Here is a 24,466-nt window from a genome sequence, read left to right as displayed (position 1 = left end):
AGCTGTGTCGCGAGTTTTGACCGATCAGGCCGCCGGCCGGAATACGCCGTCGATCGAGACTTCGCCATCGCTTGTCGCCAGCCCCCGTGCGACCAGGTCTTCCAGATGCGCCAGAACCGAAAGCCCGGCAGCGCCGTGCAGCCTCGGGTCGGTCTCGCGATAGATCGCCTCGACGATCGTCTTGATGCTGCGGTCGCCTGATTTCAGCCGTTCAAGCACGGCCCGCTCGCGCATCTTGCGGTGCGCCTTCAAGCCGCGCATGAAGGTTTTCGGTGCCGTTACCGGTCCGCCATGGCCGGGCAGCAGAACGCGATCCTCGCGTTCCAGCAGCCGGTCGAGCGAGCGCATGTAATCTGCCATCGCGCCGTCGGGTGGCGCCACGATGCTGGTAGCCCAGGCCATGACATGGTCGGCCGAGAACAGCATGCCGCTGCCTTCCAGGGCGAAGGCGGCGTGGTTGGCAGTGTGACCAGGTGTCAGAACCGTGCGGATCGTCCAGCCGTCGCCGCTGGTGAGGGCATTGTCAGGCAGGACAATGTCGGGCCGGAATTCGGTGTCGGCACTGGCATCAAGTGGATTGGTTTCTCCGATCCTGAGCGGCCTGGCAGGGCGGTGTGGCCCCTCGGCCAGAACCGTGGCGCCTGTCGCCGCTTTCAGCCTGGCGGCGAGCGGCGAGTGGTCACGATGCGTATGGCTGACGAAGATATGACTGACCGGCCGCCCGGCAATGGCTTCGACCAGCGTTTTGAAATGCGCTTCGTTTTCAGGTCCTGGGTCGATCACCGCCAGCGTATCGCGACCGACAATGTAGGAATTGGTACCGTGGAATGTGAACGGGCTGGGATTTTGCGCGGTGATACGCAGGAGGCCAGGCGTCAATTCGACAGCTGAACCATAGGCAGGCTCGAACCGGGGATCGAATTTCAGCGTCATGCGGCGCAAAGCTCCGGTGTGGGAACGACGATAGTGGCTGCCATCTAGCATGGACAACTGACAAAAAGGCGATGCGTTTTTGGGCCAGCCGCTTCCGCTCGAGGCTGAGTGCCAACGTGCTTTTCTCGGCAAGCCCTGCTCCAGCATCCGCGTTTACTCTCAGAATCGGTTCAATTTTCATCCCGAAGACAATTCCTGGAAACATCCAAATGATCCGCAATTTTCTCGAGCCAGCGCCGAATCTGGATGGCAGATCGATACTCATCACGGGGGGAACCGGTTCCTTCGGCAAGGCATTCGTGCGTACCGTTCTGCAGCGCTATAAACCTGCTCGCCTTGTCATCTTCTCGCGTGATGAGTTGAAGCAATACGAGATGAACCAGGAACTCAGCGATCAAGAATATCCTTGTCTGCGCTATTTTATTGGTGACGTTCGAGATCAGGCTCGATTGGAAATGGCCATGGCAGGCATCGAATATGTCGTTCATGCCGCAGCTCTCAAGCACGTGCCGATTGCGGAGTATAATCCGTTCGAATGTGTTCAGACCAACATCATCGGCGCCGAGAATGTCGTCCGAGCGGCTTTGAACAAGGGGGTGAAGAAAATCGTCGCGCTGTCCACGGACAAGGCAGCCAACCCGATCAATCTCTATGGCGCTTCAAAACTTGCCTCTGACAAGATCTTCATTGCCGCAAACAATATCGCCGGCGCATCAGGTCTCCGAAGCTCGGTTGTCCGCTACGGCAACGTCATGGGTTCGCGTGGTAGTGTCTTGCCGTTTTTCCGCAAGCTGGTTGCAAACAAGGTCGATCGTATCCCGATCACACATCCAGAAATGACCCGTTTCTGGATTACGCTCGAGCAGGGCATCAACATGGTGCTGTCTTCGTTCGACCTGATGAATGGCGGTGAGATTTTTGTACCGAAAATCCCATCGATGAAAGTTGTCGATCTCGCCAATGCCATCGCGCCCGGCATTCCGCATGAAATCGTGGGCATTCGCCCGGGTGAAAAACTGCACGAGGTCATGGTGACCGGCGACGATGCCCGCATGACGGTGGACCTCGGCGACCGCTATGCGATCTTGCCCGCCTTCCGTTTCTGGACAAAGGATGAGGACGTTGCGGGTAATCTGAAGCGGGTCCCCAGCAATTTCAACTATTCGAGCGATATCAACGACGAATGGCTGGACGAGAGCGGTTTCAATGAATTGGTGGCGCGCACCGGCATTTGAGGTCTGTCATGTCCGAGAGTTTCTTACCCTACGGTCGACACTGGGTCGATGAAGACGACATCGCTGCGGTTGCAGAATGTCTGCGCGGGGACTGGTTGACCACCGGTCCCGCGGTCGACTCGTTCGAAGCGGCATTCGCAGCAGTCGTTGGTGCTCGCTACGCTGTCGTCGTCTCCAATGGAACGGTGGCATTGCATCTGGCTGCGCTGGCTGCGCAGGTCGACGCGAATGATATCGGGATTGCGCCGACCATGTCGTTTTTGGCCTCCGCCAACGGCATGCGCTACACGGGTGCCGAGATCGTCTTTGCCGACGCAGATCCGGATACCGGCCTGGTTACGCCCGAGACTTTCCGTGCAGCCATAAAGCGTAGCGCAGGGCCGGTGAAGATGGCTGTTGTGGTGCATCTCAATGGCAACCCGGTGGATATGCCGGAAATTGCACGCATAGCCAGCGAACATAGCATCGTCCTGGTGGAAGATGCTTGCCATGCTTTGGGATCAACCTATCGCGACGAGACTGGTGCCGCGGTCAAGGTTGGCTCATGCCAACATTCTGCGATGACCGTTTTCTCGCTGCACCCGGTGAAGACGATCACAATGGGTGAGGGCGGCGTGGTTACAACCAACAATCTGGTTCTCTACGAAAGATTGAAGCTCTTGCGCTCGCACGGGATGGTAAGAGCCACCGAAAAAACCGTGAACCACGATTTGGCGTTTGCACGTTCAGGCGATGCAAATCCCTGGTATTACGAAATGCAGGAATTGGGCTTCAATTACCGGGCGCCCGATTTTGCCTGCGTTCTTGCGCACTCGCAGCTCAAGAAACTGCCGATGTTTGCGAGGCGGCGCGCGCAACTCAAGGAGATCTACGATCGTCAGTTTCGCGATATTGGAGAACTCGTAAAACCGCTTCTGATCGAGGCCTGTGCAGAACCGGTGCTGCATCTTTATCCGCTGCTCATCGATTTCGCTGCGCTCGGCAGGGAGCGGGCTCGCGTGATGGCTGATCTGCGGGAACTGGGGATAGGTACTCAGGTTCACTATATCCCGATCCATCGCCAACCTTACTACGTCGAGCACTCGCGTGTGGTCGATCTGCCGGGAGCCGACTCATACTACGAAAAGGCCCTTTCCATTCCCTACTATCCGCTGATGACAGACCAGGATGCGGAACGGGTCGTCAGAGCAGTCAGGGGTGTCCTGGGTATCAATAGCTAGCGGAAATGGCGCTCATGCTTTCTGATCCGGCGCGTCTCGGGATCGGCACCGTTCAGTTTGGATTTGCTTATGGCGTTACCAATCAGGCCGGCAAAGTGGGGGTGGAGGAGGCGACTTCCATTCTTCGCTTTGCACATCAGAATGGGGTCCGCACCATCGATACAGCCGCCCTCTATGGTGACAGTGAGGCTACGCTAGGTCTAGCGACTGCGGGGGCTGCTTTCGCCATCGTGACCAAAACGGTCAAGGTCGCTAGCGAAAGGAGCGCAGATGCGGCTGTCGAAGCCATCATTTCGCGCTTTGAGCGATCGATCCATGATCTCCAGGTTAGCCATGTCGATGCCCTGATGGTTCACGATGTGGCAGATCTGCTCGGTCGTTATGGGGACAAGGTTTGGCGCTGTCTGCAGGGTGTCAAGGCATCGGGACGAGCCCGCAAGATTGGTGCTTCCGTCTATTCCGGCAACGATATCGATACACTGCTGGCACGCTACGACATCGATATCGTCCAGCTTCCTATCAATGCCCTCGACTTGCGCTTGGTTGATGAAGGCCAGCTCGACAGCTTGGCGGCGCGCAAGGTCGAGATTCACGCCCGGTCGATCTTTCTCCAGGGATTGCTCTTGTCGCCACCAGAGCAACTGCCGTCGAAGTTTGCGGCTCTTGCGCCGTCCCTGGTCCAAATGCGTCAAACCTTCGCCGAGGCCGATCTGACTGTCATGGAAGGGCTCCTCGCCTCCGTCTTTCGCCATCCGATGGTCGATCGTGTGATCGTCGGGGCGGCCAGTCTTCGTGAATTCGAGGAAATCGTTTCAACGGCGAACCGGTTGCGCGCTCGACAAATCGATTATGCCTCCTGGCGTTGGCCGATTTCCGATGAGCGCCTGTTGAACCCCGCATTGTGGGGTGGGTTGTAAATGGGGCTTCCTCTGACGCAGTTTGCTGGCGTTTCGGAGCTACTAGTGCATTTCCCTCTACCTCACTCGGAACAGCGGCACCATCGGTTCGCAGCGAAGATATTGCCGGATGGCCTTGTTCTCTACGGCGTCGCGCAAGAGCGGAAATATTTCATCATAGGCAGTGAGCAGTTTTGCAACATCTGCGTCGCTGTGCGCGAAGCTGACATTGTGTGTGCCAACCGAAATGATGCCGCGGGCCAGGATTTCCTGCATCCATAGGGTTTTGATTTCGAAGGAAGTGCTCCCGTTGGCATCGGTTATGCTCAGGAACGACCATGTCGGATGTCCTGCGGAGCCGAGAAAGCTTTCGCAGCCATGTTTGGCGATCAAGGCTTTGACGCCGTCAGCGATCTTGCTGCCTGTCGCGTTGAGTTTCTCGATCACATTGTGGCTGCGGATTTTCCTCAAGCTGGCTTGGGCTGCTGCCAGAGACATTGTTTCTCCGCCCATGGTGAAGGAAAAGAAAATCTCGGCAAACTCGGCCATGATGTCGGCGCGCCCGGCTACCGCAGAAAGAGGATAGCCGTTAGCCAGTCCCTTGCCGAAGCAGGAAAGATCCGGCTGTACGCCGAAAAGCTGCTGGGCGCCGCCCTCGGCATATCGAAAACCCGTGATGGTTTCGTCGAAGATCGCGATTGCGCCGTGGCTGTGAGCGAGGTCGATCACTCCCTGCAGGTAGCCCTCTTTCGGGAAGGTGGTATTCATCGGTTCGAGAATGACCGCAGCAAACTCATCGGGTTGGGATGACAGGACTTTGTCGAGCGCTTCCAGGTCATTATACGGGAAGACATGGGAGAGCTCGCGGGTTGCCTTCGGGACCCCTTTGTTGCGGGCAGTCGAGCCGATGTACCAGTCCTGCCAGCCGTGGTAGCCGCACATGGCGACTCGTTCTCGACCGGTGAAGGCCCTCGCTGCCCTGATGGCGCCAGAGGTCGCGTCGGATCCGTTCTTCCCGAAACGCACCATTTCCGCCGACGGCACCATCTCGACGATGAGTTCTGCCACCGCTCTTTCGAGGGGATGTGCCAAAGGGAAAGAGATGCCATCCTTGAGCTGCTCCATGACGGCGGCATTCACATCCGCATCGGCATGACCGAGCGTTACAGAGCACAGGCCATTGTTGAAATCGGTATATGCATTGCCATCAACATCCCGGACAACGGAGCCGCTACCCCGCTGGATGAAGAAAGGCGAGACACCACGCGGATACTGCGTGAGGCTTTTTGAAAATGTCTGTGACCCAAGCGGAATGATCTTCAGCGCTTGATCCAGCATCTCCTCTGAAGTCCGATAGCGACCACCGCGTGCGTGGAGAGGGTTCGTTTCCTGCCTCGGGCTGGAATTGGACATCGCGACTTCAATCCTTGATATATTCAACTGTATGGCCGGCTTTCGTTGCCACTTTTGCCGAAGCTTCGTTGTTTCGCTTTATCCTCGCACGTTTCGGGCCGAAATGATGTCGTGCCAATGTGAGCATTCGGGTGGCCACACCTTTGCCTCGAAAATTCATGTCTACGGAATAGCTGATCTGATCGTCGTCGACGCGCACCATGCCCAGTGCGTTGCCATCTTCCTCGCAGATGTATAGCCCGGGGTCCGGTCGGGCCAGCCTGGTGGAGAGCCATTTCAGGTGGGCTTCCCAGGTGACTGGTTCCGCGTTGACCGACATCGCTCGGGTGAGCGGCTCATTTCGCCAATCGAACAACAGTCGCGCGTCTTCGACAGTCGCGGGACGCAGCTTCATTCGCTTTTGAACCCTTCGTTTCGCACGAACCCGGAGTTCAGTGCCGCTAGTGACGGATTCGCTTCCAGATAGGCAAGCACGTCACCGCTGTCGAAGGTGGGCTTTGTCGGATAGAGGGCCTGATATATGGCTTCTACAAAGGTAAAATCTGCAGGCTCGTCGACTGTCCAACGCAGTCCAGACAAATCCCTTTCATTTTCATAGTTCGCCAACTTGAACCGATCCGGCTGGCGATGAAGAAACGGCATCACATGTTCCCGATCAGATTTTGTTGTCGCCTCCCTCCAGGCGATTTGAAGGGCTTCGAAAGTCGCCACCTCGACATCCAGCCCGTCGGGGAATGTCGGTCGAATTGAATTCGAAGCGTAGTCGTAATTTCCGTCGATAGCGAAGCGAGTTACCGCGTCGATGACGCTGGGATCGGCGAGTGGACAGTCACCGGTCAGCCGTACGACATGAGAAGGAGCGAATGGTTCGGCCGCGCGATAGAAACGGTCAAGGACATCCTCCAGGTTGCCACGATAGACATCAATGCCGGCGTCTTGACCTATACTCGCTACGGCATCGTCTTCCGGATTGTGGCTGGTCGCCAACACCAGCCGCGCTGGTACTTTTGCGCATTGGATGCGCTCGATTTGGCGATGCAGCATTGGCTTGCCGAGGATAGGCTTCAGTACCTTGCCCGGAAGCCGTTTCGAAGATGCTCTTGCTTGCAACACCACTATGATCATCACTGCATCCGGCGAGTGCTGTAAGATTGCCCGATTGTCACGTCTCTATAGTAGATGGAGCGGCAATATCCATGCGTTATCAAGAGGTTTGCATTTGATCACACACAATTTTGAAGCTTTGGTGGGGGCTATTTGATGAGGGCGGTGATCCGGTGCGATGCTGGGGCGATCATTGGTGGAGGACATGTTGTGCGCAGCGCTGCTCTGGGTGCAGCGCTAAGACGACATGGCTTCGACGTCACCTTTGCCGTGTCTGACGAGACCGTGAGGAGCATTCCGCAATTGCTCGTCGATTTCCCCGGAACTTTGCAAGGCATGGCCGCCACTGAGGCTGATGCAGCGCGGATGAAATCGCATTGGCCCTCTGGTGTGGAACTTGCCGTCGTCGATCACTATGGCCTCGGTGAAGGATTTGAGAAGTCACTGGCAGGTTGGGCCAAGAAAATACTGGTCATCGACGATGCGCCGTCGCGGCGTCACGCTTGTACCCATTTGGTCGACATGACTTTTCAGCGGCGGTCCGAAGAGTACGGCGGGCTGGTCGATATGACTACGATCCTGCTTTGCGGCAGCAACTACGCGATGCTGCGCGACGCTTTCCAAAAAGAACGGCATGCAGCCCTTAAACGTAGGCCAGATGCGGTACACCGCATTTTGATCTCGATGGGCTTGAGCGACAATGTGAATGCTACCGAGGCTGTGCTGAAGGGTATCCGTGGCGCTGGTGGAATGTATGAGGTGGACTGCGTTCTCGGTGCGGCCGCGCCCCATCTCGACGCCACGAGGACCGCCATTTCCGCTGGCGGCGGTCGATGGCATCTGCATGCTGGCGCTGACGCTGAGACGATGGCGAGGCTAACAGCCGCGGCCGATATCGTCGTGGGCGCACCCGGCAGTGCGAGCTACGAACGCTGCTGTGTCGGCCGACCCACTCTCCTCATCATTGTCGCTGACAATCAGCTACACAATGCTGCTGCCTTGGAGGAATCTGGTGCTGCGGTTGTGATCGGGAGACTTCTCGACCGACACAGCCAGCGGTGTCGCTGGCGCAATCCGCATGTTGGCTGAAAGCAGGCCCAAACTGCATGCGATGCATCTTTCGGCTGCCGCGATATGTGACGGGACTGGCGCTGACCGCGTGGTGCAGGCATTGCTGGGTTCCTGATAGCAGATCGTCAAATCCCGCCCGATCGTTGTCGCTGGAAGCGTGGAAGGATGTCTGTCCGCGCAGCTTGACAGATTCGACGAAGTTCACGAGATGACGTGTCGACTTCGTCTCTCGAATGCCGCTAGCGATCTGGACTTGCAGCGGCCGGGCGTGGGCACGAATTTGGGCTGTCGGAATGGGGAGGCGTTGTGAAAATCGGCAATCGTGAAATCGGTCTCGATCATCGTCCCTACTTGATCGCGGAAATGTCTGGAAACCACAATCAGTCGCTTGAGCGGGCGTTGGAAATTGTGGACGTTGCGGCTCGTTCCGGCGCGGACGCCATCAAGCTGCAGACCTATACCGCCGATACGATGACCTTGAACATCCGCGCGCCGGGGTTCGTGATCGACGACGAGGAAAGTCTTTGGGCGGGCCGGCAGTTGTATGAGCTTTATCAGGAAGCACATACTCCTTGGGAGTGGCACAGACCGATTATGGAGCGTGCGGCCAACCATGGCATTCACTGCTTCTCGACGCCCTTTGATGATACCGCCACCGATTTCCTCAGTTCGCTCGACGTCCCCGCTTTTAAGATCGCGTCTTTCGAATGCACGGATCTGCCTCTCATTAGAAAGGTGGCAGCAGCCGGCAAGCCTATGATCATTTCCACCGGCATGGCAACGCTGGCCGAAATCGACGATGCCGTTCGTACTGCTCGACAAAGCGGGTGCCAGAATATCGTGCTGCTCAAATGCACGAGTACCTACCCGGCGACGCCGGAAAATACCAACGTGCTCACCATCCCGCATTTGCGCGTGGCATTTCCGGATTGTGAGGTCGGGCTTTCCGATCACACGATGGGCTGTGGAGCGTCGGCCGCAGCGGTGGCACACGGAGCCGTACTCATAGAAAAGCACTTCACGCTTCGCAGAAGCGACGGGGGTGTCGACTCCAGTTTTTCGCTCGAGCCAGAAGAATTCCTGCAACTGCGTGTCGAAACCGAGCGGGCATGGCAATCTCTGGGGGGCGTCAGATATGGCACACAGCCGGCCGAAGAGAAATCGACGGCTTTCCGGCGTTCTCTCTACATCTCGCGCGATGTGAGAGCCGGCGATGTACTTTCCGCTGAAAACGTCCGCATCATCCGTCCAGGTTTCGGATTGCCGCCGAAATTCTATGATGTCGTGATTGGCAAACGCGCAGCCAGGGATGCACCCGTCGGGACACCGATAAGTTGGGAGCTCATAAGCTGACGCGTCGTTTGAAAGCGAAAAGGATTGTTAAGGCTATGACACGCATCCGGCCGGGTTCACATCCCAATCGAATATATCTCGGGTGGTCTCTTGCTCGCGCCGGCAGCACTTATCACAAGTCCTATTGGACATGGCGTATATAGTCGATTGTGCTGCAGTTAGAGTACAGTGAAAGACTTGCACCTTCCTGTGTTCGTTCTCTAGAAGGCGCAGGTTCAAAAAAAGTTGTCTATTTATGCCCAAAATTCTGATCACTGGCGCGAGTGGATTTGTAGGTCACCGGCTTGCTCTATACCTTTCAGCGAAAGGGCTTGACGTTCGTTGCGCCTACAGAAAATTACCTGATAATCGCTTTGGCGATGCGGTTTCGATTGGTTCGATCGGTGCTGAAACAGACTGGACCGACGCGTTGAAGGGCTGTGATGTCGTTGTGCACCTCGCCGGCCATGTCGGGAGTCGTGGCGTTCCAGATGAATACTTCTCAGAGGTCAACGACAGGGGCACATCGCGTTTAGTTGAACAAGCGCAAACAAGCCATGTTCGGTTACTCATTAACGCCTCAACGATCGCGGTTGTCACAGGCCATGCCTCCCGATCTGTTGTCAATGATCAAACTCCAACTGGAAATTACTCCGTTTATGGTCGGAGCAAATTGGCGGGTGAAAATCATATCGCGAAGTTCGTTGAAATTGATCGCCATGCTATCTCGCTACGACCCCCTATGCTCTATGGAGATCACGCCTCGGGCAATTGGCGGCTTCTGAAACGCGTGGCAGCGTCGGGCGTCCCTTTACCCCTGAGCACGTTTAGAAATCGTCGGAACCTAATGGCCGTCGACAATTTCGTTCATGCGGTAGCGCTTCTTGCCACCATGGATCATGATAAGGTCCGTTCTGGGGCCTACGCGATTGCCGATCAGGAAGCAGTAAGTACAGCCGACATCGTCCGGTTAATGCGATATCGGATGCAACGCCCAGCATTGCTGTTTCCTTTTCCTCCAAGCTTCCTGAGTATTGCTCTTGGTCTAATCGGGCAGCGTTCTGCTGCAGATAGCCTGATTGGTGATCTAGAGATCGACTCGGGGAACTTTCGTAAAACATTTAACTGGCAGCAGCCTCTGACAGCTCAAGAAGCTATCTCTGGAAAGTCTCTGCTGTTCCCAAGCCAAAATATCCGATAAAATCACCGAACAATATTACTACTATTTCTCGGATGGCTCCAAGATACCATCTGCTGTCAATATGTACTGTTCACCAGTTCTTGGGCAGCGCAGCGTTCCGTCTAGGATTTCGCCGGTTTTCGAAACCCAGCCAATTCTACGTGCAGGAACACCGGCCATCAATGCGTATTGTGGTACCGGTTTCGTAACGACGGCTCCCGCTGCAATCAGGCAATATTCGCCCAGCTCGTTGCCGCATACGATCGTCGCATTGGCCCCGATGGTCGCTCCGCGTCTCACCTTGGTTGGCCGAAACTCGGTTTTGCGTTCTACATCAGCTCTTGGATTGAGGACATTGGTAAAGACGCAAGACGGACCACAAAAAACGGCCTCTTCAAGTTCAACGCCTTTGTAGAGTGAAACATTATTCTGGATTTTGCAGTTGTCAGCGATCAAAACATCGGGACCAATCATCACATTTTGACCGATAGAACAGCGTTCTCCGATTTTGGTACCTGCAATGATATGACTAAAATGCCAGATTTTCGTTCCTGATCCGATCTCGACGCCTTCATCGATATAGGAGCTTTCATGAATAAAGTAGTTGGAGCTCACTAACTGTTCTCCCGATCATTTCGCAGGGAATTTAGCATGGCTGGCCTTAGGTCTTTGATTCCAAGATTTTCACGTAATTTATCCTCGGCAAGGCTAAGGGTCCTCAAAACGCGCAATCCCTCGCGCGCGCCGGTTCGCGGTTCCGTGCCGTTCTCGATGGAGCGAATAAAATGCTTGCACTCCTCCAGAAGGGGTTCTCCGTGCGGCACAATTATGGGACGAGCATCGGCTTTAGTCGGTGTCGGGACACGTCCCGCTGTGTCGATGACATGGTCATAGACAAGCAACTTTCGATCCCAGTTAGGCTCGCTGTCTTCGAAAACCGCCATTGCCTTTTGGCCAATGACAACCAGCTTCTGTTCCTTGAAAGGGTGCAGCCAACTTACTTGGATATGGGCGCCCGCTCCGTTCCGGAATTTCATTTGTGCCGTTACGAAATCTGCAACATTCGGGGTGAATGCTATGCTGCCTTGTGCAGAAATGGAGATCGGATCCTCGTCGAAGAGCCCGAGCAACATAGAGATGTCATGTGGAGCGAATGACCACAGCACATTCTCCTCAATCCTGAACTTGCCAAGCGACAATCGATTTGAATAGGCGTAGCGAAGGTTGCCCAGTTCTCCATCCCGAACCATCTGCGCGAGTCGGACATAAATCGGGTGATAGTGCAGGAGATGCCCCACCATGAGAGTGAGGCCACGACTATCAGCCAGTTCCGACAAGTGCTCCGCTTCGGCGACGTCAAGAGCTAATGGTTTCTCGACGAAAACATGCTTGCCCCGCTCCAGTGCGCTCCGAGCTAAAGAATAGTGGAGCTCTGCTGGCGAGGCGATGGAAATCGCATCGATTTCCTTAGCCGCGAGTGCATCATCGAATGAGAGGGTCTGCACCCCATATGTCGCTGCGGCTTCCTCCGCAGCCTGTACATTGGCGTCGACAACGGCGACGAGCGCTCCAATCCGCGAAAAATTTCGGGCTAGATTGCGTCCCCAATAGCCGTAGCCAACATGTGCGATAGATGGCACCAAGCTCTCCCTTTAATTTATTTGCAGGCGCGAACTTTATTCATGGCCTTGGCGCGCAGGAAACGTGATGGAGCCTCTTCTTGTCCGCTCCTGATCCGAGGCCCACTAAGCGCTCGCTTTGTCAGCATAAATCTCGTGCAGGAGCACATACCCAATTCCCAACCCAAATCCAAACAGTAGGAAGAGTGGCAAGAAGACGCTTGCTCTCGGAAAAACCTTTTCGGCTGTGGCTGAAGCAAGGCTGTAACGCACAAGTTGTGTTGTTGATGAATCCGCTAAGGGCGTAAGCGACAGTAGCGTCAGGATGCGTCCTGAGAGAGGATCATTTTCAAGGGTATAGATACGTTGTTGCTGCTCGCGAAGATCATCTATGAAAGGATCATTGTCCTTGCGGTTCTTTAACGCAACTATTTGCTCATCAAGAGCAAGGTAACCGCGTAAGTATGGGTCAGAATCGTTAGCGGAGTTAATTTGGACGGAGCCCCGACCTTGCTCCGTTGCATCCAATGCGCGAACTTCAATCGGCTTTTCAATCTTTAGAGAGCGGGCAATGTCAGCCTGCTCACTTAGCTTGGCGATCTGGTCATTCCGCATGGCGTCAACACGCTGACGCCTCGCTGCTATATCTATTTTGAGCTTGGCAACTTCCGCAAGCTGCGCTTCCTTGATCCCATTCGCCCGTTGGCGTACTGCCTCGGCCAAATCCTTGGCCATTTCCTGGGATGACGTCCGCAAGACTGTGGTAACAAAATTTGTCAGAGCTTCTGCGTTGTCGCTGCGGGCGACTATTCTAAGGAACGGCGTCTCTTGAGTTGCGGAAGGTGGAGGCGTTTCAAACACGATGCCGCCAACGAATTTGCGGGCTTCGCTGTCATACTGTTGATCGGACAAATCTGAGCGCCGAACGACACCTGTCTCCTTGGCTTTCGCTACGAGATTGTCGAAGTCGCGAACGTATGTCGCATACTCAAGCTCGAGGGCTTCGGGAGTATAAGGAAATATTTTTTCGTTCGCTAACGTCGTAAAAAGAGAAAATTGTGTTTGCCGCAAGGGGGTGATCTCGATCTCCGATTGGTATGAGCGCGGGACAACAAAAAAGAGTATTATACCAATAAGGAGTGATACTAGGCCAATGCCTGTGATTACGAGCCTTCCGTTCCAAAGCGTTCTTATTAGGTCAGCTATACCGAGGTCTAAGGTTTCTACGGTGTAATCACTTCGCATGGGCATCAATACTCCACCAGTGTGAAGAGTGCTGGTTTACGCTTTCACAACATTGGGATGAGGAGCGCGATACTTGCCACGCGTGTCTACGATGAGTGACGCGTGGTCTAGGATTTGATCGTAGGGGAAATCAGAATGATCGGTAAGGACCACAACGCAATCGTAAGAAGCGATATTGTCTTTCGTCAGCTCTACTGATTGAAGATTGAAATGATGCTCTCTCATCTTCGGGAATACGGGCACCTTTGAATCCGCATAGTCGACTATGGCGCCGCGTTCACGGAGCAGTTCCATTACCATAACGGATGGAGATTCGCGCATATCATCGACATCGCGCTTGTAGGCAATCCCAAGCGCAAGAATTCGGCTTCCTCTGAGTGCTTTGCGTCGATTGTTCAATGCTGCCACGATTTTTTCCAGAACCCATCGTGGCATATCACGATTGATCGATCCGGCGAGCTCTATGAAATGGGTGTTGAGCCCATACTCGCGCGCCTTCCAGGTCAGGTAGAACGGGTCGATCGGAATGCAGTGGCCGCCGAGGCCGGGTCCCGGATAGTACGGGGTGAAGCCGAAGGGCTTCGTCGCTGCAGCGTCGATAACCTCGAAAATGTCGATGTTCATCTTGTCGGCGATGGTTTTCATCTCGTTCACGAGACCGATATTTACTGCACGATGGATGTTCTCGAGCAATTTAGTGAGCTCGGCCACTTGGGTCGATGATACGAGAACGACGTTGTCAATCGCGTTGGCGTAGAGAGCATGACCAATTTCACGGCAGGTCACGGTAGACCCGCCCACGATTTTCGGGATTGTTCTGGTATTGAAATGAGCGTTGCCAGGGTCTTCCCGTTCGGGAGAATAAACGAGGTAGAAGTTTTCGCCAATACGAAGCTCGCGTTTCGCGATATAGGGCTGCAGGACCTCGGCTGTTGTCCCTGGATATGTTGTGCTTTCGAGTGACAGCAGCTGCTCCGCCCTTAGATAAGGGGCGAGGCTTTCCATAGTTGAGACAATAAACGAGAGGTCCGGCTCGCGATGTTTGCTCAGGGGGGTTGGAACGCAGATTACAATGGCATCGGCTTCGCTGATCCGGGAAAAATCCGTAACGGCTTCAAAACCTGAAGCTACCATCTCAGCGATTTCATGGCTCGGAATGTGGGCGATTGGACTCTTTCCGGCATTCAGAGCATCAACTCGTCCCTGATCTATGTCGAAGCCGAGTACTCGGAAGCCAACATTCGAAAAACGAAGAGCGAGCGGAATACCCACATAACCGAGACCGATGATGCCTACCACCGCTGTCTTTGCTTTGATTTTTTCCAGAAGGAGCGTCAATGTGCCAGTCCGATCGCTTTGCTGTTGGTGGGGTCGGCTTTACTGGTTCACCCTTGCCTTGACAAGGGTTCGAGTTGTCAGCCAAGGCAGGCAACTGGTGCGATCACATTGTTGCTGATTTTCGAGCACAAGTCGCGTTGGCATCTGTCGGCTCCTTGGTCGTGTGATTGGGAAACTGACGGGCTCTCTTGTAGCCAAGGCCCATGGGACGACGGGTTTGAACGCAAAATACGAAAATGGAAGTTGGTTGTGTGCGTTGCCGTGTGGTTTCTTGGTGTTTAATGGGTTCTTCGAATGAGCTTTGTTTCCAACGTCAAGACTATGTTGGGTGGTTTTGCTCTTGCCCAAATCATTCCTCTCTTGGCGGTTCCGGTTCTCACTCGCCTTTACACGCCTGAGGCGTTCGGCCTCCAGTTGCTTTTCATGGGAGTGGTAGCCGTCTTGGTTATCGCTTGCACGTTGCGCTTGGATCTGGCGCTTCAGCTTGCCGCAGATGAGAAGGAAGGAGGCCTGCTCATTAGCTTGATCTCTTTGCTTACCTTGATCGTTTTGATGGTGCTCATCGCTGGTATCGTCATCTTCGGAGAGCCCATTTCCGCAAAATTAGGGCATTCTGGTCAGAGTATGTGGATGTGGTTTGCATTGCCCATGACGGCAGCAACCGTGTTCATGCAAGTTGCGACGTCACTTTTGACACGACAAAAACGTTTTGGTCCGATCGCTCGAACCAATGTGTACAATCAAGTAGGTTACGTCGCTTTCGCCTTTTCCGCAGGACCATTTTTGGGGGCACTGGGACTAGTGGCCGCCAAATTGGCTGGTCAGCTTGTTGGTATCTCTCTTGTCCTCCGGTATGTCGCTTCGAATATATACCGCTATTTCCGCATACCTACGCCAGACGACGTCCGCGTTCTTTGGAACCGGTTTCATCAGTTTGTGGTTTTCAATGCCCCTTATAGCCTGATCGGAACTGCTGCACGTGACATGCCGATCTACGTTTTTTCGACAACGGGTGCCGCTGCCGCGGCAGGGTTCTATGGTCTTTCACGGACTGTACTCAGCGTCCCAATGCTGCTTGCAACCGCCGGCTTGAGCCAAGTCTTCTACAGGGAGGCTATTGAGTACAGGGGCGCCATGCGAATAGAGACGACGGCACGAGCTCTGCTGCGGTTGACGCTGTGCGGTCTGGCCCCTCTCTTTGTGTTTGTCTGCGTTTGGGGAGATGTCGTTTTTGTTGTTTTGTTTGGCACCAAATGGCTGGAGGCCGGCATCTATGCGATGATCCTGGCGCCGGCTGCATGGTTGAGCGTCCAAACCAGCTGGCCGGAAAGACTCTTTGAGGTGGCTGGGCGCCAAGAAGTCTCATTTAAGGTGCAAATGACCTTCGATATGCTAACCGCAATCGTTGTGATTTTGCCACTTATGGCAGGAGAGAACCCGATCATTTCCGTGATTGGCTTCGCGGTAGTCAATTGTGTCTATCACCTCGTTTATCTTACCGCCATATTTTCCGTGTCCGGTTTCTCGAAGTGGCACTTGCAGCGCCTTTTGTTTGAGGGTATGGCGACGCTCTTGCTGAGTTGCTCGGTATTCGCGCTGGTGCGCAATTTTCTCATCCCCGGTCTCGCAGGGGCAGTCGTTTGTGCCTTCGTTGCAGTCGCGATCTCAGTAGTTCTTGTGCTAAAAAGCGCTCGCGATGTTGGGGCGCTGCTCGGTAAAGAGGAAACGACGTGATTGGAATTGTCGACTATGACGTTGGCAACGTTGCCTCAATCGCTAACATGCTGGCAAAAGTTGGTGGCAAGGCGATAATTACGCGTGATCATGGCGCTTTGCGAGAGGCAGAAAAGATAATCTTGCCTGGCGTCGGAGCATTCGACACCGCCATATCCAATCTGCGAAATCTCGGCCTCTATGATTTGCTTAATGAGTTGGTCGTAGAGCAACGCAAACCAACGCTCGGAGTGTGTCTGGGTGCTCAACTTGTTGGCAAGGCCAGTGAGGAAGGCGAGCTGTCGGGATTTGGCTGGCTCGACTTCAATCTGGTTCGCTTCAAGTCGCCGGTAGACCAAAAATTGCGTATTCCGCATATGGGTTGGAATACTGTCATTCCAACAGCGGATGGCATTGGTATTTTTCAAAATGTACCCGAGCCGATGCGGTTTTACTTTGTACATTCCTACTATATGATCACGGAGGATCCCTCGATCGTGCTCGCGACAACTTCCTATGGTGGAACGTTTGCCAGCGTGGTTGGCAAGGGGAATGTACTATCTATGCAATTTCATCCTGAAAAGAGCCATAAATTCGGCGTCGCAGTCTACCGCAATTTCCTGGACCGGTTTACCGAATGCTGAGGACGCGTGTCATCCCTTGCCTTCTTTTACGAGGGGGAGGGCTCTACAAAACTGTGAAGTTTAAGGACCCGAAATATGTCGGTGATCCAATAAATGCGGTTAGAATTTTCAATGAGAAGGAAGTTGACGAAATCCTTGTGCTGGATATCGGCGCAACTTCGGAGCGTCGCGAGCCGAATTTTGAATTGATCCGGGATATAGCCAGTGAGTGCTTTATGCCGCTTGCTTATGGTGGCGGAATAACGGATCTGGGTCAAATGCGCAGACTGCAGCGTATCGGAGTAGAAAAGGTCGCGATTAATAGTGCCGCGTTCAGAAACCCAGATCTCGTTCGATCCGCATGCGACGCATTGGCCACTTCAAGCGTGGTCGCGGCGATTGATGTGAAGCGCTCCTTCTTCGGAAAGTATGAAGTCTGGATTGATGGTGGCAGGACGAATACGAAAGCTGATCCTGTTCAGCACGCCGTTAATCTCGCGAAGCTCGGAGTTGGCGAAATCCTGATCAACAACATTGATCGCGACGGTACCATGAGTGGCTACGACGTGGCCTTGATTAAGAAAATAGCAGAAAGTGTCGACACGCCAGTGATAGCTTGCGGGGGCGCGGGTTCTCTGGATCATATTCAGGAAGTGACGCAAAAAGGCCATGTTGAAGCGGCGGCGGCAGGGAGTTTGTTTGTATTTCACGGTAGGCATCGTGCTGTGTTAATAAACTATCCTTCACAGCAAGAGTTGGAGGCTTTACTTGATTAATATTTTGAATCCTGCTGGTTCAGGACAGTACCGAGCCGTGAGCGCTGATGGCTATCGGATGTGTGTTCGTTGCGTTATGGACACCACCGATCCCCAAATTGCCTTCGACGACGATGGTGTGTGCAATCACTGCCACTATTTCGATGATGTTCAGTCGACGCATTGGTTTCCTGGAAAGGAAGGCAAGGCGCGGCTGGATAAAATTGTGGCGCGCATCAAGGAGGAGGGTCGCGGCCGAGAGTACGATTGTATTATTGGCCTCAGCGGAGGTGTTGATAGTTCCTATCTTGCACTTAAGCTGAAGGAGTTTGACCTAAGGCCGCTGGTCGTTCATGTCGACGCTGGCTGGAATACAGAGCTGGCAGTTCGAAATATCGAGAATATCGTAAAGTATTGTGGCTACGACCTTCACACCCATGTCATGGATTGGGAGGAAATGCGTGATTTGCAGCTGGCTTATCTCAAGGCCGGTGTCGCAAACCAGGATGTTCCACAGGACCACGCTTTTTTTGCAAGCATGTATCATTTCTCTGTTAAGAATAAGATTAAATATATTATAAGTGGTGGAAATTTAGCAACTGAATCTGTATTCCCTCGGGCCTGGCATCATAGCGCGATGGATGCCATTAACTTGCGGTCGGTTCACAAGAAATTTGGCGAGCATCCGCTGCGTCAATACAAGACAATTAGTTTTTTTCAATATTATTTTGGATATCCCTTCTTTTATGGAATGAGGACGGTTCTTCCTCTGAATTTTCTTCCTTATGATAAGAAGAAAGCTCTCGCGGAGCTTGTCGAGAAAGTCGACTACAAGCCCTATTTGCGCAAGCACGGCGAATCTGTGTTTACTCGATTCTTTCAGAATCACTATCTGCCGCGTCGGTTTGGCTACGACAAGCGTAAGCCCCATCTGTCCAGCTTGATACTTTCCGGTCAGATGTCCAGGGATGAGGCGGTGGCGACACTTCTTGATCCGTTGTATGCCCCTGATGAGCTGGCTGCGGACATACAGTACTTCTGTAAGAAAATTCGTATCTCAGAGGCGGAGTTTGAGCGCTTGATGAATGCTCCTCTCCATGATGCAAAGGAGCTCGGGACCTGGGACGGTTTGCAAAGTTTTGCGAAGGGCGCACAGGATATCCTCCAGCGTGTGACTGGACGTAGGTTGCGAATTTATTCTTAAGGATCAGGTTGGCTGGAAATCAATCCTATTTGATAGGTTTGTAGTAAAAGATGAGATGAACAATATGGTGAACCGGTCGCATTCATTTGTGGTATTGCGGCCATCTCATAGACTGGTGATCCAGTTTACATTGGTTCTACTGTATCGCCTTGCCTGCGATTGGTTTGCTTGGCAAACATCTCGCCAATTCGGGCAATATGGCATCGCAACCGTTGGGTCCCCATTTTCTTCGAAGTATTTTCTTTCCATTGCGGTTTTGTCGGTCACCGCCGCTGTCTATTCTGCATTCTTGAATCGTAGGCTTGACGTATTTGATGTTGGTCTCGCCTTCTTGTTTCTAACGTCTTACGTTCCGGTAACCGTGGCATGGTGGATCACGGCAGGATCAGACTCTTATTTTGGGTTTGTGACATTGTTTTGGGTATCTATCTTGTCACTGAGCATCGGCGTGAGATGGAAATCGCCTTCTTTGCCACTTCTTGGTGGTGGTTATACAAAAATTTTTAGCATTATCTATTCTGCTATTATTATCTACTTGGGAATTCTCCTATATCTCCGGTTCGGCGCGCCTGTTCTGACTGATTTTGGTTCTGCTTACACCCTTCGCGCCGCATTCAACGAATGGCTCCCGAAGGGATTGCTAACCTATCTTTTCTCTTGGTCTGTTTATGTTTTTGCAATATACCTTTTGATCATATCGAAAGAGATTTTGTTCAAATTAATCGCCTTAATATTCATAATGATGATTTTCTCTGCGTCCGGGAACAAAGTGTATATACTTATGCTTCCGATATTGCTTTTTCTTCATTTGATCTCGGTGTATGGATTTGCTTGGCTTATGGCGCCAACGATGGCGGTCGGTGTCGTTTTGGCGAAGATTATTTTCGATTTGGGAGAGGTTTGGATCCCAACATTTGTTCAGCGATTTCTAATTATGCCAGCTGATATCGCATTCAGATATGCGGAGTATTTTAGAGAGCCCTTGCTCTATTCATATAGTTTCTTATCGCCATTTTTCACATATAGATATGATGATTTGCCAGGAAAATTGATCGGTAAAGCGTTTTATGTTTCAGGGGATAATGCAACGGCCGGGTTCGCAGTTGATATGTTTACGAATTTGGGATGGATTGGGCTTCCAATCCTTGTCGTTTTTTTTGTGGCTCTGCGTAGAGTTTTAACCCCTGGAGCGCATCTGGTGTTGTTGTTGCCTTTTGTTATTCAGCTCATCGACACACCATTGCCGACTGCATTGCTGACCGGTGGAGGGGGGTTGATGATTGCAGGCGCTTTCCTTATTTCGCGACATAGGATTCTCGTGAAACCTTCTGCGTCGACATCAGGGAGCGCTGCGGTTCGTCGTTCTCTGGGAACAGGCACTTGAGCGTCTTGGTGAGGCTGCCGGGTCTCTCCGCGCTGTGAGCGTCACTTGATTGACGTTGGCGGTAAAATAATCCACGGAACGCCAACTGTCGCGCGCGTTGCGCCATAAGGAAGATAGATTTGGTTGCAAAGATCGTCACTGTTGTCGGCGCTCGACCGCAGTTTGTGAAGTCTGGTATCGTGGCAAAGGCGGTGGCGAAACATTCCCACCTTAAGGAGATTCTTGTTCATACCGGGCAGCATTTCGATGCGAATATGTCCGACGTTTTTTTCGAGCAGCTTGGCATACCACGTCCAAACCATCTGCTAGATATCCACGGTGGCTCACACGGTGAGATGACGGGCCGGATGCTTGTCGAAATCGAACGTATCCTGCTAGCGGAAAAACCTGACAGGGTTCTCGTATACGGGGACACCAATTCGACCTTGGCTGGCGCGTTGGCGGCAATCAAACTTCATATTCCCGTCGCGCACGTCGAAGCTGGCCTTCGCAGCTTCAACATGGAGATGCCCGAGGAAGTAAACCGGATATTGACCGACCAGGTCAGCGACGTTCTGTTTTGCCCGACTGAAACTGCGGTTCAAAATCTCGAAGCTGAAGGGTTCGGCAGAAAGGCTGTTAGCGTCATTAATGCGGGTGATGTGATGCAGGATTCCGCGATCGCATTTGCAAGCAAAGCCGCAAGGCCTCTGGGCCTTCAGTTTGAGGGCGGGTTTATTATCGCAACTTTGCATCGTGCTGAAAATACCGATAGCAGGGATCGTCTGGCTGCGATTGTTCAGGCTCTAAATGAAGTTCAGCGGCGACTTGGTCCTGTTGTGCTGCCATTGCATCCGAGAACTCGAAAAGCTATTGAAAATCATGGGCTTAAACTGAGTGTCACCGTTATTGATCCGGTTGGCTATCTTGAGATGCTCTGGCTGCTGAGCCGCTGCGAATTGGTAATCACCGACAGTGGCGGTGTTCAGAAGGAAGCATTTTTCTTCGGGAAATTCTGCGTGACGATGCGCGATCAGACAGAGTGGACCGAATTGGTAAAGATTGATGCTAACGTACTTGCCGGCGCGAACGAAGCGGCGATTGTTGCTGCTTCGGTCAGTAAATTTGGCACGCGTGTTGTAGATGATGCCTCCCTCTATGGAGGGGGGCATGCAGCGATCCGCATTGCCGACGAATTGGTCGCGCGGACAGTTTAGTTCCGGGGTGCCGAATTGTGAGAGTTGCTCATTTAACATCCGTTCATCCGCGCGACGACGTGCGGATTTTTCGAAAGCAGTGCCGAACTTTGGCGAGTGCGGGCTATCATACGACTTTGGTTGTGGCTGATGGCAAAGGCGATCAGGAAGTTGACCGCGTGCAGGTCATCGACGTTGGCGTCTCGGGAAGTGGGCGGTTGCGTCGAATGATGGCTACAACGCAGCTTGTCTATAAGCGGGCATGCCTGTTGGACGCAGATTTGTATCACTTACATGACCCTGAGCTGCTCCCAGTTGGGTTAAAGTTGAAAGCGCAGGGGCGGAGGGTAATTTTCGATGCTCACGAAGATTTCCCTGCCGACATTATGACAAAGCCCTATCTGAAAAGAGGATTGCGTAAAGTTATTGCTGGCTCTTTTTCTATCTTTGAAAATTATGCTTGTAAGAAGATGGATTTTGTTGTGACGGCAACGCCGACTATTCGGTCAAAATTTGAGAGATCGGGTTGTCGGGCGGTCGATATCAATAACTATCCTCTGCTTGAAGAGTTGAGCGAATATCTTTCCTGGGATGAAAGGCGCAAGCATGTTTGCTACGTCGGGGCGATGACGAGTATTCGTGGCGTTCCGCAGTTGGTTGATGCAATGGCATTAACGTCTGAAGAGGTGAGACTCGCCCTTGTCGGTAATTTTACCGAGAAGGAAACCGGTCGGCGCTGTCGAGAGAGCGCCGGGTGGTCCAAGGTCGATGATCATGGATTTGTTGGACGTTCTGAAGTTCGCAGGGTTATGGAGAACTCTGCGGCCGGAGTTGTGACGTTCCTCCCTGCGCCGAATCATATCGATTCGCAGCCGAACAAGATGTTTGAATACATGTCCGCTGGTATACCTGTGGTGGGATCGGATTTTCCGCTTTGGCGTAGCATCATAGAAGGCAACGAATGTGGCTTATGTGTCGATCCGACGAAGCCTCAAGATGTCGCTCAGGCCATAGACCGACTGTGTCGTGATCAAGAGGCCGGCCAAGCCATGGGCAAGCGCGGCCGTGAAGCAGTTCTGGCGCGCTATAATTGGGATAGCGAAGGACGGAAACTGGTCGAACTTTACAAGTCGATCCTGGGGCACTGAGCAATGGCTCCTTCCACTACCGTCAGCGTTGTCATACCGAGTTATAACCACGCAACTTATGTGATTGATGCGATCGGGAGCGTCATTAGGCAGAAAAAGGGCGGGTTCGAACTCGACCTTATCGTCATAGACGACGGATCGACTGACGGGAGCGTGGAGTTATTGAAGCGTCTCCATGGTGCGGACACGTCCGCGTTCCGCCTTGTTACCAAGCACAATGAAGGGCTTTGCAGAACCCTCAACCGTGCTATTCGCGAACACGCGGTCGGTTCACATATCGCCGTTCTAGCATCCGACGATATGTGGCGAGCCGACAAGCTCCGTACCCAATTGGTGGCTCTCCAGCAGGCTCCCGATTGCGAACTTTGCTACAGCAATGCCGAGACCTTTGGCGAAGGGCGGCGGGAAGGTCGCTCATCGTCATTTCTCTTTTCCGGTGCCGTCAAGCCGTGGCTTACGGTCTACAATTTCGTGCCGGCGGGAACGATGCTCTTCACTCGTCGTCTTTTTGATAAAATCGGCGGGTTCGATGAGACAGGGCTCAAGCTTGAAGATTGGGATTTTCTGCTTCGCGCATCGGCACATACCCGTTTCTGCTGTGTCCGTGAAAATCTTCTACTCTACCGTGTCCACAGCGAGAGCTCGCTGATTAAGATGCGGCGAACCGGTACGCTCTTCGGTGAAAAAATGAAGGTTCTAAAAAAGAATATTTCTATAACATCTCCGTTTTTGCGGCTTGTTTCAACTTGTCTTCATTTTGGCCTCGATCGTATATTGCGTCCAGTCCTGTATAGAATTGAGGCAACGCGTTCATGAAAGTACTTGTTACCGGAGGTGCAGGATTCATCGGTTCTGCTGTCATCCGTCATATTATCCGGGATACCAACGACAGCGTCCTTAATGTTGACAAGCTAACATATGCCGGAAATCTGACTTCCCTTGCGGAGATCGGAGGTAGTAATCGGTACACATTCGAACAAGTGGACGTGTGCGATAGCTCCGCTCTGGATCGGATACTAAATAGCTATCAACCTGATGTAGTGATTCATTTGGCAGCCGAATCACATGTAGACCGTTCGATTGACGGGCCCGCTGCCTTTATCGAAACTAATATCGTTGGCACTTATTCCCTTCTGGAGGCGACACGAAAGTACTGGAAAGGACTGAGTGTCGAACGAAGGGATACTTTTCGATTCCATCATGTCTCGACCGACGAGGTCTATGGTGATCTCGATCACCCCAAAGCGCTTTTTCTAGAGACCACGCCCTACGCGCCAAGTTCTCCTTATTCAGCAAGCAAGGCTGCGTCGGACCATCTGGTCCGTGCTTGGCGGCGTACATATGGCCTTCCGACGATCATCACCAATTGCTCCAACAACTACGGGCCATATCATTTTCCAGAGAAGATGATTCCGCTCATGATCCTCAATGCTTTGGAGGGGAAAAAGCTGCCGGTGTATGGAGCTGGCGATCAGATCCGCGACTGGCTCTATGTGGAGGATCACGCGCGAGCGCTCTATCAAGTCGCTACCAAAGGGAAATCCGGTGAGACTTACAATATCGGGGGGCACAACGAGAAACGCAACATCGATGTTGTTCGTTCGATTTGCGCAATCCTCGAAGAACTTGCTCCTGAAAAACAAGGAGACTTTACCCGTTATGAGGATCTGATCGCTCATGTGGAGGATCGTCCCGGCCATGATAAGCGATACGCTATCGATGCCACCAAGATCGAGCGCGAACTGGGTTGGAAGCCGCTTGAGACGTTTGAGACAGGGTTGCGTAAAACCGTTGAATGGTATTTGAGCAACCGAGAGTGGTGCAGGCACGTTCAGGACGGCAGCTATCAGCGCGAGCGCCTGGGCGCAGATATCTAGG

At 53.0% G+C, this 24,466-nt stretch carries 23 protein-coding genes; 15 read left to right on the top strand and 8 right to left on the bottom strand.

Annotated elements, in window-relative coordinates; genetic code table 11:
* Positions 1-24: 24 nt before the first annotated feature.
* Entirely contained in the window at positions 25-933 is a 909-nt protein-coding gene (locus tag ACFJIU_RS16170; protein ID WP_379061439.1) for an MBL fold metallo-hydrolase, read from the bottom strand.
* A gap of 209 nt (positions 934-1,142) precedes the next feature.
* On the opposite strand from ACFJIU_RS16170, the gene pseB reads away from it, so the two are divergent.
* Genes pseB through ACFJIU_RS16155 form a run of 3 tightly spaced genes read left to right on the top strand, consistent with a single transcriptional unit; the run spans position 1,143 to position 4,305 of the window.
* The gene (gene pseB / locus ACFJIU_RS16165; protein WP_379061437.1) at positions 1,143-2,168 is read left to right on the top strand and encodes a UDP-N-acetylglucosamine 4,6-dehydratase (inverting); all 1,026 of its coding nucleotides are present in this window, start codon (positions 1,143-1,145) and stop codon (positions 2,166-2,168) included.
* A gap of 8 nt (positions 2,169-2,176) precedes the next feature.
* Positions 2,177-3,388, top strand: a complete 1,212-nt coding sequence (gene pseC, locus ACFJIU_RS16160) for a UDP-4-amino-4,6-dideoxy-N-acetyl-beta-L-altrosamine transaminase (protein WP_379061435.1) — start codon at positions 2,177-2,179, stop codon at positions 3,386-3,388.
* Between the two features lie 14 nt (positions 3,389-3,402).
* Complete coding sequence (locus tag ACFJIU_RS16155) at positions 3,403-4,305, top strand: aldo/keto reductase (protein WP_379061433.1); 903 nt, start codon at positions 3,403-3,405, stop codon at positions 4,303-4,305.
* A gap of 57 nt (positions 4,306-4,362) precedes the next feature.
* Here the strand turns inward: ACFJIU_RS16155 and ACFJIU_RS16150 are convergent, their stop codons facing one another.
* Genes ACFJIU_RS16150 through ACFJIU_RS16140 form a run of 3 tightly spaced genes read right to left on the bottom strand, consistent with a single transcriptional unit; the run spans position 4,363 to position 6,822 of the window.
* Entirely contained in the window at positions 4,363-5,697 is a 1,335-nt protein-coding gene (locus ACFJIU_RS16150; protein WP_379061432.1) for an aminotransferase class III-fold pyridoxal phosphate-dependent enzyme, read from the bottom strand.
* 7 nt (positions 5,698-5,704) lie between these two features.
* Positions 5,705-6,091 (bottom strand): GNAT family N-acetyltransferase, encoded by a 387-nt coding sequence (locus tag ACFJIU_RS16145; protein ID WP_379061429.1) that lies wholly within the window; start codon positions 6,089-6,091, stop codon positions 5,705-5,707.
* Complete coding sequence (locus tag ACFJIU_RS16140) at positions 6,088-6,822, bottom strand: cytidylyltransferase domain-containing protein (protein WP_379061427.1); 735 nt, start codon at positions 6,820-6,822, stop codon at positions 6,088-6,090. Before ACFJIU_RS16140 ends, ACFJIU_RS16145 begins: the two co-directional genes overlap by 4 nt.
* A gap of 135 nt (positions 6,823-6,957) precedes the next feature.
* Here ACFJIU_RS16140 and pseG point away from each other — a divergent pair, with 135 nt between their 5' ends.
* From pseG to ACFJIU_RS16125, 3 genes are all read left to right on the top strand, one after another.
* Positions 6,958-7,890: a UDP-2,4-diacetamido-2,4,6-trideoxy-beta-L-altropyranose hydrolase gene (gene pseG / locus ACFJIU_RS16135; RefSeq protein WP_379061425.1), complete on the top strand. Its 933-nt coding sequence runs from the start codon at positions 6,958-6,960 to the stop codon at positions 7,888-7,890.
* Between the two features lie 288 nt (positions 7,891-8,178).
* The gene (gene pseI / locus ACFJIU_RS16130) at positions 8,179-9,225 is read left to right on the top strand and encodes a pseudaminic acid synthase (RefSeq protein WP_379061423.1); all 1,047 of its coding nucleotides are present in this window, start codon (positions 8,179-8,181) and stop codon (positions 9,223-9,225) included.
* 235 nt (positions 9,226-9,460) lie between these two features.
* A complete protein-coding gene (locus ACFJIU_RS16125) occupies positions 9,461-10,405 on the top strand; it encodes an NAD-dependent epimerase/dehydratase family protein (RefSeq protein ID WP_379061421.1) in 945 nt (314 codons plus the stop codon).
* 21 nt (positions 10,406-10,426) lie between these two features.
* On the opposite strand, the gene ACFJIU_RS16120 is transcribed toward ACFJIU_RS16125, so the two are convergent.
* The 4 genes from ACFJIU_RS16120 to ACFJIU_RS16105 all read right to left on the bottom strand — a co-directional run bounded on the left by ACFJIU_RS16120 (position 10,427) and on the right by ACFJIU_RS16105 (position 14,586).
* Complete coding sequence (locus tag ACFJIU_RS16120) at positions 10,427-10,999, bottom strand: DapH/DapD/GlmU-related protein (RefSeq protein ID WP_379061419.1); 573 nt, start codon at positions 10,997-10,999, stop codon at positions 10,427-10,429.
* Positions 10,999-12,024, bottom strand: a complete 1,026-nt coding sequence (locus tag ACFJIU_RS16115) for a Gfo/Idh/MocA family protein (protein ID WP_379061417.1) — start codon at positions 12,022-12,024, stop codon at positions 10,999-11,001. Before ACFJIU_RS16115 ends, ACFJIU_RS16120 begins: the two co-directional genes overlap by 1 nt.
* A gap of 105 nt (positions 12,025-12,129) precedes the next feature.
* Complete coding sequence (locus ACFJIU_RS16110; protein ID WP_379061415.1) at positions 12,130-13,248, bottom strand: Wzz/FepE/Etk N-terminal domain-containing protein; 1,119 nt, start codon at positions 13,246-13,248, stop codon at positions 12,130-12,132.
* Positions 13,249-13,284: 36 nt separating this feature from the next.
* Positions 13,285-14,586, bottom strand: a complete 1,302-nt coding sequence (locus ACFJIU_RS16105) for a nucleotide sugar dehydrogenase (protein ID WP_379061413.1) — start codon at positions 14,584-14,586, stop codon at positions 13,285-13,287.
* A gap of 294 nt (positions 14,587-14,880) precedes the next feature.
* Between ACFJIU_RS16105 and ACFJIU_RS16100 the strand changes: the two genes are divergently transcribed.
* The 9 genes from ACFJIU_RS16100 (at position 14,881) to rfbB (ending at position 24,465) form a co-directional block, all read left to right on the top strand.
* Positions 14,881-16,320: a lipopolysaccharide biosynthesis protein gene (locus ACFJIU_RS16100; RefSeq protein ID WP_379061410.1), complete on the top strand. Its 1,440-nt coding sequence runs from the start codon at positions 14,881-14,883 to the stop codon at positions 16,318-16,320.
* Complete coding sequence (gene hisH / locus ACFJIU_RS16095; RefSeq protein ID WP_379061408.1) at positions 16,317-16,943, top strand: imidazole glycerol phosphate synthase subunit HisH; 627 nt, start codon at positions 16,317-16,319, stop codon at positions 16,941-16,943. Before ACFJIU_RS16100 ends, hisH begins: the two co-directional genes overlap by 4 nt.
* A 53-nt stretch (positions 16,944-16,996) precedes the next feature.
* A complete protein-coding gene (locus ACFJIU_RS16090; RefSeq protein WP_379061406.1) occupies positions 16,997-17,698 on the top strand; it encodes an AglZ/HisF2 family acetamidino modification protein in 702 nt (233 codons plus the stop codon).
* Positions 17,691-18,881, top strand: a complete 1,191-nt coding sequence (locus ACFJIU_RS16085) for an N-acetyl sugar amidotransferase (RefSeq protein WP_379061404.1) — start codon at positions 17,691-17,693, stop codon at positions 18,879-18,881. Before ACFJIU_RS16090 ends, ACFJIU_RS16085 begins: the two co-directional genes overlap by 8 nt.
* Positions 18,882-18,936: 55 nt before the next feature.
* Positions 18,937-20,265: a hypothetical protein gene (locus ACFJIU_RS16080; RefSeq protein ID WP_379061402.1), complete on the top strand. Its 1,329-nt coding sequence runs from the start codon at positions 18,937-18,939 to the stop codon at positions 20,263-20,265.
* Positions 20,266-20,384: 119 nt separating this feature from the next.
* Positions 20,385-21,461, top strand: coding sequence for a non-hydrolyzing UDP-N-acetylglucosamine 2-epimerase (wecB, locus tag ACFJIU_RS16075; RefSeq protein WP_379061400.1), 1,077 nt, complete (start codon positions 20,385-20,387; stop codon positions 21,459-21,461).
* Positions 21,462-21,478: 17 nt separating this feature from the next.
* On the top strand, positions 21,479-22,588 hold the full coding sequence (locus ACFJIU_RS16070; protein ID WP_379061398.1) for a glycosyltransferase family 4 protein: 1,110 nt from the start codon (positions 21,479-21,481) through the stop codon (positions 22,586-22,588).
* 3 nt (positions 22,589-22,591) lie between these two features.
* Complete coding sequence (locus ACFJIU_RS16065) at positions 22,592-23,404, top strand: glycosyltransferase family 2 protein (RefSeq protein ID WP_379061396.1); 813 nt, start codon at positions 22,592-22,594, stop codon at positions 23,402-23,404.
* A complete protein-coding gene (gene rfbB / locus ACFJIU_RS16060; RefSeq protein WP_379061394.1) occupies positions 23,401-24,465 on the top strand; it encodes a dTDP-glucose 4,6-dehydratase in 1,065 nt (354 codons plus the stop codon). The genes ACFJIU_RS16065 and rfbB overlap by 4 nt, the downstream gene beginning before the upstream one ends.
* Position 24,466 lies beyond the last annotated feature (1 nt).

The sequence above is a fragment of the Mesorhizobium sp. UC74_2 genome, assembly GCF_042701485.1.
GTDB lineage: Bacteria > Pseudomonadota > Alphaproteobacteria > Rhizobiales > Rhizobiaceae > Mesorhizobium.
This window is presented reverse-complemented; position numbering and strand designations above follow the sequence as displayed.